10 protein-coding genes are annotated in these 12,616 nt (G+C 45.7%); 6 read left to right on the top strand and 4 right to left on the bottom strand.

What is annotated here, in order from left to right; all coding sequences use genetic code 11:
* Positions 1-46: 46 nt before the first annotated feature.
* The 3 genes from OO774_RS10280 to OO774_RS10270 all read right to left on the bottom strand — a co-directional run bounded on the left by OO774_RS10280 (position 47) and on the right by OO774_RS10270 (position 2,803).
* Positions 47-1,003, bottom strand: a complete 957-nt coding sequence (locus tag OO774_RS10280) for an AEC family transporter (RefSeq protein WP_264902171.1) — start codon at positions 1,001-1,003, stop codon at positions 47-49.
* Between the two features lie 162 nt (positions 1,004-1,165).
* Positions 1,166-1,936: a tRNA isopentenyl-2-thiomethyl-A-37 hydroxylase MiaE gene (locus OO774_RS10275; RefSeq protein WP_264902169.1), complete on the bottom strand. Its 771-nt coding sequence runs from the start codon at positions 1,934-1,936 to the stop codon at positions 1,166-1,168.
* Positions 1,937-2,038: 102 nt separating this feature from the next.
* Entirely contained in the window at positions 2,039-2,803 is a 765-nt protein-coding gene (locus tag OO774_RS10270) for a DNA repair protein (protein WP_264902167.1), read from the bottom strand.
* 326 nt (positions 2,804-3,129) lie between these two features.
* Here OO774_RS10270 and cysB point away from each other — a divergent pair, with 326 nt between their 5' ends.
* Positions 3,130-4,104, top strand: a complete 975-nt coding sequence (cysB, locus tag OO774_RS10265; RefSeq protein ID WP_264902165.1) for an HTH-type transcriptional regulator CysB — start codon at positions 3,130-3,132, stop codon at positions 4,102-4,104.
* A gap of 86 nt (positions 4,105-4,190) precedes the next feature.
* Positions 4,191-5,387, top strand: coding sequence for an SAM-dependent methyltransferase (locus tag OO774_RS10260; RefSeq protein ID WP_264902164.1), 1,197 nt, complete (start codon positions 4,191-4,193; stop codon positions 5,385-5,387).
* Positions 5,388-5,479: 92 nt separating this feature from the next.
* Here the strand turns inward: OO774_RS10260 and ald are convergent, their stop codons facing one another.
* A complete protein-coding gene (ald, locus tag OO774_RS10255) occupies positions 5,480-6,604 on the bottom strand; it encodes an alanine dehydrogenase (protein ID WP_264902162.1) in 1,125 nt (374 codons plus the stop codon).
* A 156-nt stretch (positions 6,605-6,760) separates the two neighbouring features.
* Here ald and lrp point away from each other — a divergent pair, with 156 nt between their 5' ends.
* From lrp to OO774_RS10235, 4 genes are all read left to right on the top strand, one after another.
* On the top strand, positions 6,761-7,255 hold the full coding sequence (gene lrp / locus OO774_RS10250) for a leucine-responsive transcriptional regulator Lrp (RefSeq protein ID WP_005378234.1): 495 nt from the start codon (positions 6,761-6,763) through the stop codon (positions 7,253-7,255).
* Positions 7,256-7,407: 152 nt separating this feature from the next.
* On the top strand, positions 7,408-10,497 hold the full coding sequence (locus tag OO774_RS10245; RefSeq protein ID WP_264902082.1) for a DNA translocase FtsK 4TM domain-containing protein: 3,090 nt from the start codon (positions 7,408-7,410) through the stop codon (positions 10,495-10,497).
* A 76-nt stretch (positions 10,498-10,573) separates the two neighbouring features.
* Positions 10,574-11,200: an outer membrane lipoprotein chaperone LolA gene (gene lolA, locus OO774_RS10240; protein WP_264902080.1), complete on the top strand. Its 627-nt coding sequence runs from the start codon at positions 10,574-10,576 to the stop codon at positions 11,198-11,200.
* A gap of 6 nt (positions 11,201-11,206) precedes the next feature.
* Positions 11,207-12,556 carry a replication-associated recombination protein A gene (locus OO774_RS10235; RefSeq protein WP_264902078.1) on the top strand — a complete coding sequence of 450 codons (1,350 nt, stop codon included), beginning with the start codon at positions 11,207-11,209 and terminating at the stop codon, positions 12,554-12,556.
* Positions 12,557-12,616: the final 60 nt, after the last annotated feature.

The following is a 12,616-nucleotide window of genomic DNA, read 5'->3' as shown; positions in this document are numbered from 1 at the left end:
TGAGAATAGCGCAACTAACGAGAGGAGGTCCTGCTGATTTTAGTTTTTAAATCAGTTGCAGAGAATTCAGCACAATGATTCCTAGCGTGCAGGTAAATGCGGAAAGAACGGTTGTCATAGCAATAATGTTTGCCGCCAGCACAGAGTTCCCTCCCATCGAACGAGCCATAACATAACTTGCAGCCGCAACAGGTGACGCATTCATAAAAAATAGAATCCCTAATTCAACACCTCTGAATCCGAACAAATAGGCGACTATTGTGATCACTGCTGGCGCAACCAGCAACTTGTAGCTACTAGCAAACCACGATGGACCTTTCTCCTGCCTCATCAAGCGTAAATTTAGTGAACCGCCCGTACATAACAGTGCGAGCGGTAATGTCATCTTCGACAAATAACTACCCGCATCAATCGCGATTTGAGGCACTGGGATAGAGAGGATGTAAAAAAGCATCCCGACAACAATAGCAATTATTAGCGGGTTTTTCGTGAGTGTCCGAATCATCAATTTTGCAGCCTGAGAGACAGATGTTGCCCCTTTCGGTGATAAGCAGATCACCGCTTGCACATTATAGATAAAGGTGGTGACAGCAACATAAAGCGCGGCTAACGCGACACCTTGCTGGCCATAAGCACTAGATACATAAGCAAGGCCTATGATGCCAGTATTGGCACGATATCCGCCCTGAATGAGCACACCTTGATCGGGAGAAGATGGAAATAAGAACTTGACGGAAAGGTAGGTAAAAACAAAAAACGAAATGCTGGCAATGACGCCAAAATTAACGAAATGACTGGCTGCAGCAAAGTCGTGCTCTGAAGACACAATGCTGATGAAGAGCATGGCAGGAAGCGTCACTTTGAAGACCAGCTTTGAACCTACATCGATAAAGTTATTATCAATTAAGCCAATACGTTTAAAGACCACCCCGAGCACTAACATCAAACAGATAGGGCCTGTAATCGAAAGAGAAAATTGCAACTGATGTAAAACCGAGTCCATTCGGGTACCCGTAAAGAAAAGTTATTATTGTTTAAGCTATTAAGCCACAAAGTAGGGGGATAGGAATAGTAGAATGATGAAATTCTATTCAGTTTCTTCACCTAACAAAATAGCCGGGCCTTAAAGAAGCATGATCCGGCTTTATTCTTTTTTATCCGACGATTAAGCGGGTACGCCACTGTGAAATTTGAAATCTTCGTCTGGCGTTAAGATGAGATCCGCTTCGACACGTCCAAAGTATTCGATACGTTCGCTAATGTCTTTCCCTGCGATTTGCTCAGCCAGCACCAAATAGTCTTGATAATGACGGGCCTCGGAACGCAACAGGGAAATGTAGAACTTAGCGATATCTTCTTCCATATGTGGCGCCAGTTTCGCAAAGCGTTCGCAGGAGCGAGCTTCAATATAAGCGCCAATGATAAGCTTATCGATCAAGGTCTCTGGCTCGTGGGTTTTCATGTGAGATATAAGCCCTTTAGCATAGCGGCTCGCCGGGATGTTCTGGTATTCAATGCCACGGCTTTGCATAATCTCAAGCACTTGATAAAAGTGGTGTAACTCTTCTTTGATCAAAAGCACCATTTTATCAATCAGCTCCTGACTATAAGGGGAGTCTGATTTCGCCATGATTGATTTGGAAATATTGCTCTTACCTTTCAATGTTTCTAAACAGCCTACATTACGATAAGCGAAGTCTTCGTAAGGTTTAAACCAATCTAATAAGGCGTGTGAACTGGTTTGATCAACGGCGTATTTCCGGATCAAAAACATTGCCGATTGGCCTGCTTTAAGCTCGCAAAGTAAGTGGTCTAACAAAATGGTTTGAAGGTTTTGTGGTTTTTTCGCTTCTTCAACCCACTTGTCAGGTGTGCTGCATTGTAGAAACTGATTGATCGGAGCAAGAAGATCTTGATAGGCGTCTAAATTTATCATGTTAATTTAATACTTTACGTTCTGATTTTTATCCACTGGAAGCCTGGATATAAAAAAGGCTGCCAGAGCAGCCTTTTCCATGAGTGGAAAGCTAAGCAGATATTACCACTTTTTCTTCTCGCCGAAGAGCACTTCCATATCATTGTCACGCTCTTTATCGGCCAGTTGTTGAATTTCTGCGTTGTTTTTATCCTGACGTCTTTTATCTAAGTCACCCAGCATTTCTTCAAGTTTTTGTTTGGCTTGAATGGAATAAGCGTCATTTTTAGTACTCAATGCGTCAATGCCCTTGCGCAGTAGTTGAAGCGCGGTGCCTGGCTGACCGCGAGCAATCGAGTCATTGGCTCTTTTAATCACGTTTTCGATATTGATGCGGATTTGAATGGTTTCCAAACGCGCATTTTCACTGACGTAAGTTGGCGTATCCAAGCGGCCTTTGTTGTGTTCGTTACGAACCGTATCTCTCAGGCGTTTTACCAATTTTAACATCGCAATAGCTTGTTTATCGCTGCTTGGCATCTTGAATGTTGTACTATCACCAGCTTGATCGTTGGATTTTAACTGTTCAATTTGCTGCTTTAGATTTTCGATCCGTTGGGATAGTTGTTTATTCTTTGGGTCGAGTTGTTGCATATTTTCTAAAGCATCAAGAATTCGATTGTTGAGGCATAACAGTAGATCTGGGCTGAAAGGAATATGGTGAGCATGACCAATAAGTTCTTCAGTACCGTCAATCAAAGCGACGTAGCGAGCGGATTCCTGTCTTTTTGCAGTTTCTACTTTGACCTTGTACTGCAACATCATGTTATAGCCTAGGATTAAGACCAATAAGATGGCTACCAAAGCGATTATTAAACCAATATTCATATCTTTGCGTCTGCTTTTAGTTTTCTGCGGCTAGCACTAAAGAATACATGAATCTCAACAAGCAAGGCACCCCATTTATTGGATTATTTAGCCCGCCACACGTTTTAATTTATACGAACTTGTTCGCAGCAATAAAGCGACGATTGAAAGCTTCTATCATGTGCATATTAATTTGCGTCTAACTTTTAGTATGAGTTTCAGGTATATGTTAGAAATTACTGTTCATTTAGTGTATGTCGCGTTATAACTTATTATTATATCGCTCAAAAATGAGTGAACATTTTAGCTTTTGATTTAAGTCTCTCGGCAACGAGTAAGGGATTACGATGAAACTGCAACAACTGAAGTATATTGTTGAGGTTGTAAACCATAATTTGAACGTGTCTGCTACCGCAGAGAGTTTATATACCTCACAGCCTGGTATCAGTAAGCAGGTGAGGTTACTGGAAGACGAACTGGGCATCCAAATCTTCGAGCGAAGTGGTAAGCACTTAACTCAGGTGACGGGTGCGGGCGAAGAAATCGTTCGAATCTCCCAGGAAATCCTAGGACGTGTCGAAAGTATTAAAGCGGTAGCCGGTGAGCATACGCATCCTGAAATGGGAACGTTGAACATTACGACAACGCATACACAAGCACGTTACGCATTGCCGGATGTGATCAAAGGTTTTACTACTCGTTACCCAAAAGTGTCTTTGCACATGCACCAGGGTACACCTTCTCAAATGTCAGAAGCGATTGCGAAAGGCACGGCGAATTTTGCGATAGCGACGGAAGCATTACACCTTTATCAAGACGCGATTATGTTGCCTTGTTATCACTGGAATCGTTCTATTGTTGTGCCGAAAGATCACCCTCTGGCGAAGAAGGCCAACATCACCATCCATGATCTAGCGGCATATCCGCTGGTCACTTATGTATTTGGTTTTACCGGTCGCTCGGAACTTGATACTGCATTTAATCGCGAAGGCCTGACACCGCGCGTGGTGTTTACGGCAACGGACGCTGATGTGATCAAAACCTATGTACGTATGGGCATTGGTGTTGGCGTGATTGCAAGTATGGCCGTCGACGAGAAGCAGGATAGTGATCTGGTTTCGATTGATGCGAGCCATTTGTTCGGCGCAAGCACCACAAGTATTGGTTTCCGTCGTGGTACCTTCCTTCGTTCTTATATGTTTGATTTTATGGAACGATTTGCGCCACACTTGACTCGACCTGTGGTAGAACAAGCTATCTCTTTGAAGTCAAACGTAGAAATAGAAGAGATGTTTAAAGATATTGATTTGCCAGTCCGATAGCCGGTCATTACATGCCTACACCCAAGTCGAGTGTTCCTGAAAGGTTTTCTTAGGTATATAATACGCCCCCGCTAGTAGGGGGCTTAATGAACACTCGATTCCAATTTATTAATGACTGCTTGATTGAAAACCAATCGTTGTGGCGATTTGAACCATTTCAGAGCAGCATTCATCCGGCATTACCTTGGCAAGAAGAGTACCCCGAGCTTTGTCAGTGGTTATCGTCTCTTTCCACCCTTCAAATTGAACGCTTAAAAGCAAAGCCAGAAGAAGCGTTGACTGAAATTAGTGCTTACATACCTGTACTCAAATCATTGTCTGAGCATACCCACTTAGAAGCGCTACCACTGCAAGGTCTGGCGCTTGAACGCGGTTTAGATAGCGGTGTGCCTGGTCGTAAACTTGAGCAAATTGTTGCTATGGGCGAAGCTGCCATCCAGAATCATTGCGGTAATGAGTGGTTAGAGTGGTGCTCGGGTAAGGGATACCTCGGACGTATTCTGACCACACAAACGGATCAGCCTGTTACCAGCTTTGAATATCAACAGTCCTTGTGTGAGTCGGGACAGTTGGTGGCTAATGAACATCAATGGAAGATGACGTTTATTCAAGGCGACGCGTTTGATGCCAAAGCGAAAGCGGTTTTTAAACCTACGCAACATGCCGTCGCGCTGCATGCTTGTGGTGACTTACATGTGCGTTTGCTTGAGTACGGCAGTGAAGCAGGAGTCTCGGCAATGACGATTTCTCCGTGCTGTTATCACCTTATTGAGGGCGAAACCTATCAACCACTATCGGAGCTTGCGCAAAACTCTGCGTTAGCGCTGTCGAAACAAGAACTTCGTATCCCCTTGCAACAAACGGTGACGGGTGGGGTACGTGTACGCCGTCATCGTCAGCAAGAAATGATTTTCAGGCTTGGCTTTGATCTAATTACTCGTCAGGTGCTAGGCATTGAAGAATATCAACCGGTTCCCAGTATCCGCAAATCACAATTAAGTGAAGGATTTGAGGCTTTTTGTGTTTGGGCTGCAGAGCAAAAGGGGCTCAATATCGGTCAGTCGATTGACTTTAACGCATTGGAAGGGGTAGCGGAAGAACGCTTTTGGCAGATGGAAAGGATGAGCTTAGTTCAATTGGTTTTTCAACGTCCATTGGAGATTTGGTTAGCACTAGATAAAGCACTTTATCTTGAGCAACGCGGTTACCGTGCCAGATTGTCGGAATTTTGCGCTAAATCTGTCACGCCACGAAACATTTTAATTTACGCATATAGATATTAGTTATTATTTATACCTAAATGCTCTATATGAAAAAGCCCACTTAGCTGTGGGCTTTTGTAAACAAAACGTGACAGAATTGAGTTATTTTGTCATTAATTAAACATTGCAATCGCTTGTTCTGCTTCCACGTATTCCAGACCAAAACTGTCTGCCACTTCTTTACAAGTTACTTTGCCATGAATGACGTTTAAACCTTCAAGGAAACCTTTCTCGTCGAGAAGTGCTTTCTGATAGCCTTTATTTGCTAGTTTCAGAATGTAAGGTAATGTCGCGTTGTTTAATGCAAAAGTAGAAGTGCGGGCAACAGCACCTGGCATGTTTGCTACGCAGTAATGAACGACTTCATCAACAATGTAAGTTGGCTCTGCGTGCGTGGTAGCATGAGAGGTTTCAAAACAGCCGCCTTGGTCAATAGCAACGTCAACGACCGCTGCGCCTGACTTCATCTTCGCAATATGCTCTTTTGTCACCAGTTTAGGTGCTGCAGCACCAGGGATAAGAACCGCACCTATTACAAGGTCAGCTTCCAGAACATGCTTCTCAATCGCGTCTTCTGTAGAATAAACGACTTTAGCGCAGCCCTGGAATTCTTCATCAAGTTTACGCAGTGTGTCTACATTACGGTCAAGAATGGTGACATCTGCACGAAGACCAACAGCCATACGAGCGGCGTTCGCGCCAACGACCCCGCCGCCAACAATGACCACTTTCGCAGGTTCAACACCAGGTACGCCTCCTAGTAGTAAACCGCGGCCACCATGAGATTTTTCTAGCGTTTGTGCACCCGCTTGAATAGACATCCGACCTGCCACTTCAGACATTGGTGCTAACAGTGGCAAACGACCCATATTATCTGTTACAGTCTCATAGGCTATACAGACAGCTTTGCTCTTGATTAGCTCATCAGTTTGTGGAAAATCTGGTGCTAGGTGTAAATAAGTAAATAAAATTTGCCCTTCGCGGAGCATTGCTCTCTCGACTGCTTGGGGTTCTTTAACTTTTACTATCATGTCTGCTTGCGCGAAAACGTCTGCAGCATGAGGGAGAATGGATGCGCCGACAGCGATGTAATCATCGTCTGTAAAACCAATGCCGGCACCTGCGTTGGTCTCAACTAAAACTTGGTGACCATGTGAGATTAACTCTCTCACGCTTGCTGGGATCATACCGACACGATATTCGTGGTTTTTGATTTCCTTTGGTACGCCAATGATCATCCTGTATCCTCTTTCTATAATGGTTATTTTAACTATTTGTAGGGTGTTATTGTCGAATTAATAACTAGTATAGTTATAGGTTTGTAAAATTTGGCACCAAATATTAAAAAGTTGTAGTATATTTTTTTGCAAGGAAGTAATAAGGTGGAATAAAAAATGGCAGACAACTATAAAAAGCCGTCCAAGGAACTAGACCGTATCGACCGCAACATTCTTAATGAATTGCAGAAAGACGGTCGTATTTCGAACGTAGAACTTTCAAAGCGTGTTGGACTTTCTCCAACACCGTGTTTGGAGCGTGTACGTCGATTAGAACGTCAGGGGTACATTACAGGGTATACTGCGTTACTGAATCCGCAGTTTTTGGACGCTTCACTATTAGTGTTCGTTGAAATTACGTTAAACCGCGGTGCACCAGATGTGTTCGAACAGTTTAACTCTGCGGTTCAAAAACTGGATGATATCCAAGAGTGTCATCTAGTGTCAGGTGACTTTGACTATCTTCTTAAAACTCGTGTATCAGATATGGGGGCTTACCGTCGACTACTTGGCGATACGCTTCTACGTTTACCTGGTGTAAACGACACTCGTACCTACGTAGTGATGGAAGAAGTGAAACAATCTAACCAGCTAGTGATCAAAACTCGTTAAATTCTTGCAAAGAAAGCGGTATATGCTTCCGCTTTCCGCATAGAGTCATTGGGTTTTTCTCTTTGATATGGTTAAATCAATTTACCGAGCGGCTTTATGCCGCTCGGAATGTTTTGCAAATTCCTATTTCATTTCCATATGCAAGTTGATTTATGTTCAAAGAGAACGCAAAGAAAGTCGAAACCATCATCAAAACAAGTGAAGAGCCTCAGTCTTCACGCTTAAATGGCTTCCAACGCTTGAAAGAGTGCTGCTTTATTGTAGGCGTTCTTAGCTCAGCGCTACTTGCTGTAGCGTTATTTACCTTTAGCCCCGCTGATCCTTCCTGGTCCCAAACTGCTTGGGGAGGAGAGATCGACAATGCCGGTGGCTTATTTGGTGCCTGGCTAGCCGATACTCTATTTTTTACTTTTGGCTCATTGGCTTACCCTCTGCCTTTTTTGTTGGCGGTGGCGGCATGGGTGCTTTGTCGTAAGCGCGGCGAAGATGAACCCATCGATCTTATGCTCTGGGGGACGAGGTTACTTGGTCTCGTTGTCCTGATTATGACCAGTTGTGGCTTGGCTGATATTAACTTTGACGATATCTGGTACTTCTCATCTGGAGGCATCGTCGGTGACGTTCTCTCTAGTCTCGCACTCCCTACGCTTAACATTTTGGGAACCACGTTAGTTCTGCTGTTCTTATGGGGTGCGGGCTTTACTCTATTTACCGGAATTTCCTGGTTGAACATTGTCGAGTGGCTAGGTGAGCGAACACTAGGCATAGTCAACGGTATTGCGAATAAGTTGAGAGGCTCGGAGCAGGAGATCTTAGAACCTCAGCTTGATGAGTTTATCGAAGATAAAGTCACCACAAGACGCGCTGAGATTGAACAGGAAGAAGAACCACTTCCTCACTTGACCGCATATGATGTCGAAGAGCCTAAAGAAGCGCTGCATGAATATCCTATTTATATGCCGCAAACTCAGCCAGAACCGCGCGTGTCAAAACCGTTGGCGGATTCGGTAAAACCTGTTTCGGTTGCAGTAGAAAAGCCAGCAGCGTATTCCAAACCAGAACCTCAAGCAGAGGCATTCAGTATGAGTCACGTTGACCCATCGGTGGAACGCACTAAACAGTTGAATGTTACGATTGAAGAGTTGGAAGCGGCCGCTCAGCAAGCAGACGATTGGGCGTTGGAAGAGCAACCTGAACAAACGCTAACATCGACACAACAGAATTATTCAGAGCCACAACGTCCAGTTGAACCTGAAGAGACTGATTCTACATCATTCCCAAGTGAACCGGACTACGCTGAGTACGCTCAGTTCGCAGCGGAACAAGCACAGCAGGCTCACGTTGATTCAGTACCATTTGAAGAGCCAGTGATAGATCCCGCCTCTTTGGATAACATTTCTGAGCAGACAGAGCCCGGCGAGCATATTGAACCAACGATTTCCAACTTTGATGTTGTTGATGACGAAGATCAGTATGTTGCTGCTCAGCCTGAGGCTCCAGTGTATTCAGTTGACGATCCTCAACCAGAACCGTCGATAACGCAATCAAACCAACACGTTGTAAGCTCTCAGCCTCAACCAACAACGAGTGCCACATTTGAGCCAGCTCCAGTGGCCGAAGTTGAAGAGGTTTCGGAAGGTGATCAAGACGTGGCGGCGTTCCAGAACATGGTAGCCGGAGCCCAGGCAAAAGTTGCGGCAACGCAGAACCCATTCTTGATGAAACAAGAAGAAAACCTGCCTGTGCCTGAAGAGCCATTACCAACACTGGAGCTTTTGTATCACCCGGAAAAACGCGAAAACTTTATTGATCGTGACGCGCTAGAGCAGGTCGCTCGGTTGGTTGAAAGCAAGCTGGCAGACTACAAAATTAAAGCTGACGTCGTGGGTATTTATCCTGGCCCTGTTATCACTCGATTTGAGCTGGATTTGGCACCGGGTGTAAAAGTTAGTCGTATTTCCGGCCTTTCAATGGACTTGGCGCGTGCGCTGTCTGCAATGGCAGTACGTGTTGTTGAAGTGATTCCGGGTAAACCTTATGTTGGCTTGGAACTGCCCAACATGAGTCGTCAGACCGTATACCTTTCCGACGTTATCAACAGCCCTCAATTTGAGCAGGCTAAATCTCCGACAACGGTCGTGCTCGGTCAGGACATTGCAGGTGAAGCGGTTATTGCCGATATTGCTAAAATGCCTCATGTGCTGGTGGCAGGTACCACTGGCTCTGGTAAGTCGGTGGGCGTAAACGTCATGATCCTGAGTATGCTGTACAAAGCGTCTCCGGAAGATCTGCGCTTTATCATGATCGACCCGAAAATGTTGGAGCTTTCCATTTACGAGGGCATTCCACATCTGCTCTCTGAAGTGGTAACAGACATGAAAGACGCCTCTAACGCCCTACGTTGGTGTGTTGGCGAGATGGAACGTCGTTATAAACTGATGTCCGCACTTGGTGTTCGTAATGTGAAAGGCTTCAACGAGAAGCTGAAGATGGCCGCTGAAGCGGGTCACCCAATTCACGACCCATTCTGGCAAGAAGGCGATAGCATGGATACCGAGCCGCCGCTGCTTGAGAAACTGCCATACATCGTTGTTGTTGTGGATGAATTTGCTGACCTGATGATGGTTGTCGGTAAGAAAGTTGAAGAACTGATCGCACGTTTGGCGCAGAAAGCGCGTGCGGCCGGTATTCACTTGATTCTGGCAACACAACGTCCGTCAGTAGACGTGATTACCGGTCTGATTAAAGCCAACATCCCAACCCGTGTTGCGTTTACGGTTTCAACCAAGACCGACTCGCGTACGATCCTAGACCAGGGTGGTGCAGAATCGCTACTGGGTATGGGTGATATGCTTTACTTGCCGCCAGGCTCTAGTCATACCACCCGTGTACACGGCGCGTTTGCCTCTGATGAAGATGTGCATGCGGTCGTGAACAACTGGAAAGCGCGTGGTAAACCAAACTATATCGACGAGATTATTAGTGGCGATCAGAGTCCGGAAAGTTTGCTCCCAGGTGAGCAGATGGAAGCCGATGAAGATGTCGATCCGTTGTTCGACCAAGTGGTTGAACACGTCGTTCAGTCACGCCGTGGTTCAGTTTCCGGTGTGCAGCGCCGCTTTAAAATTGGTTATAACCGAGCGGCTCGCATTGTTGAACAACTGGAAGCACAGGGTATCGTCAGTGCCCCTGGTCACAATGGCAACCGAGAAGTTCTCGCGCCTGCGCCACCAAAAGATTAATGAACTTGTATTACTCACCTCAGTCCAAATGAGGTGAGTAATATTCGGTCTTTCGACCCCAGTGATAGGTATTTGAATGAAAAAACGATTTTCAGCGAAATTCATCTCCGCGCTTGTTTTAAGCTTCTCTTTATTCTCAACTGCGCATGCCGCATCGCCAAAAACAGAGTTAAGCAAGCGTTTAGCCATTAACGAAGGTTTCAGTGCGGACTTTTCTCAGCAAGTCATCAGCCCAGAAGGGGAAACGGTGATGGAAGGGGAAGGGACGGTTGAAATTGCCCGTCCGAGCTTGTTCCGTTGGAGCACGACATTCCCAGATGAAAACTTACTGGTGTCTGATGGTAAAACACTTTGGTACTACAGCCCGTTCATCGAGCAAGTGAGCATCTACTGGCAAGAACAAGCGGCAGAACAAACACCATTTGTGCTTTTGACTCGTAATCGCGCAAGTGACTGGGACAATTACAAAGTATCTCAAAAAGGGAACGAGTTCACACTGATCCCGACAGCCGTCGATTCAACTCAAGGTCGTTTCCAGATTAATATTGATGCAAAAGGTATCGTAAAAGGCTTCAATGTGATTGAACAAGATGGTCAAAGAGGCCTGTTCAAATTCAGTAACGTGAAGTTAGGAAAACCAAAAGCCAACCGATTCACATTCACGATTCCAAAAGGAGTGGAAGTGGATGACCAAAGGAATTAACGGGTAGTGACGAATTACACACTAGATTTCTCGGGGGACGAAGATTTTCGTCCCCTTGCTGCGCGTATGAGGCCGCAAACGGTCGAGCAGTATATTGGACAGCAGCATATTTTAGGTCCGGGAAAGCCTTTACGCCGTGCTCTGGAAGCGGGCAACATCCACTCTATGATTTTGTGGGGACCGCCTGGCACAGGGAAAACGACGTTAGCAGAAGTTGCAGCTAATTACGCCAATGCAGAGGTTGAGCGTGTTTCGGCGGTGACTTCTGGTGTGAAAGAAATCCGTGCTGCGATTGATAAAGCACGAGAAAATAAAATAGCGGGTCGCCGCACGATATTGTTCGTGGATGAGGTGCATCGCTTTAACAAGTCTCAGCAAGACGCTTTCCTTCCGCATATTGAAGATGGTACGGTTACCTTTATCGGCGCAACCACAGAAAACCCGTCTTTCGAACTGAATAATGCATTGTTGTCTCGGGCGCGAGTATACAAACTGACGTCACTGAATAAAGACGAGATTGCACAGGCTCTTAATCAAGCGATTAACGATAAAGAGCGTGGTTTGGGAGGCACCCCCGCACACTTTGCTGATAACGTTCTGGATCGCTTGTCAGAGCTGGTGAATGGTGACGCTCGCATGTCGCTGAACTACCTTGAATTGCTCTACGATATGGCCGAAGACAATGCACATGGTGAGAAAGAGATTACTCTTAAGCTACTTGCCGAAGTCGCAGGGGAAAAAGTCTCTCGCTTCGATAACAAGGGCGACATTTGGTACGACTTAATCTCTGCAGTACATAAATCAATTCGTGGCTCGAACCCAGATGCAGCGCTGTATTGGGCGGCGAGAATGATCTCTGCGGGATGTGATCCTTTGTATATTGCACGCCGCTTACTCGCGATTGCGTCTGAGGATGTTGGCAACGCTGACCCTCGTGCCATGCAAGTGGCGCTCTCTGCATGGGACTGTTTTACGCGTGTTGGCCCCGCAGAAGGAGAACGTGCGATTGCTCAGGCGATCGTATACCTTGCGTGTGCGCCTAAGAGTAATGCCGTTTATGTGGCGTGGAAACAAGCGCTCACTGATGCGCATAACTTACCTGAATATGAAGTGCCGCACCATTTGAGAAATGCGCCAACGAGCTTGATGAAAGACATGGGCTACGGCGCCGAATATCGTTACGCTCATGATGAGCCGGGTGCGTATGCAGCCGGCGAGCAATATCTGCCGCCAGAAATGGGCGATCGTAAGTACTATCAGCCGACAAATCGTGGTCTAGAGACCAAAATAGGCGAAAAGTTAGATTACTTGGCTACTTTAGACGCAAATAGCCCACAAAAGCGCTATGAAAAGTAGGCGTTTTTGGATACATTTATTTGGTAAATTTTTATAGCGTATTCGCAAGATGCTGGTGCG

This window comes from Vibrio sp. STUT-A11 (assembly GCF_026000435.1).
Taxonomy (GTDB): Bacteria; Pseudomonadota; Gammaproteobacteria; order Enterobacterales; family Vibrionaceae; genus Vibrio.
The sequence above is the reverse complement of the archived record's forward strand: the minus strand, read 5'-3'. Positions and strand labels throughout refer to the sequence as shown.

Bases quoted from the DNA above. Each gene is read 5' to 3' on its own strand.
- OO774_RS10280 (WP_264902171.1), bottom strand. From the start codon at position 1,003: ATGGACTCGGTTTTACATCAGTTGCAATTTTCTCTTTCGATTACAGGC.
- OO774_RS10275 (WP_264902169.1), bottom strand. From the start codon at position 1,936: ATGATAAATTTAGACGCCTATCAAGATCTTCTTGCTCCGATCAATCAG.
- OO774_RS10270 (WP_264902167.1), bottom strand. From the start codon at position 2,803: ATGAATATTGGTTTAATAATCGCTTTGGTAGCCATCTTATTGGTCTTA.
- cysB (WP_264902165.1), top strand. From the start codon at position 3,130: ATGAAACTGCAACAACTGAAGTATATTGTTGAGGTTGTAAACCATAAT.
- OO774_RS10260 (WP_264902164.1), top strand. From the start codon at position 4,191: ATGAACACTCGATTCCAATTTATTAATGACTGCTTGATTGAAAACCAA.
- ald (WP_264902162.1), bottom strand. From the start codon at position 6,604: ATGATCATTGGCGTACCAAAGGAAATCAAAAACCACGAATATCGTGTC.
- lrp (WP_005378234.1), top strand. From the start codon at position 6,761: ATGGCAGACAACTATAAAAAGCCGTCCAAGGAACTAGACCGTATCGAC.
- OO774_RS10245 (WP_264902082.1), top strand. From the start codon at position 7,408: ATGTTCAAAGAGAACGCAAAGAAAGTCGAAACCATCATCAAAACAAGT.
- lolA (WP_264902080.1), top strand. From the start codon at position 10,574: ATGAAAAAACGATTTTCAGCGAAATTCATCTCCGCGCTTGTTTTAAGC.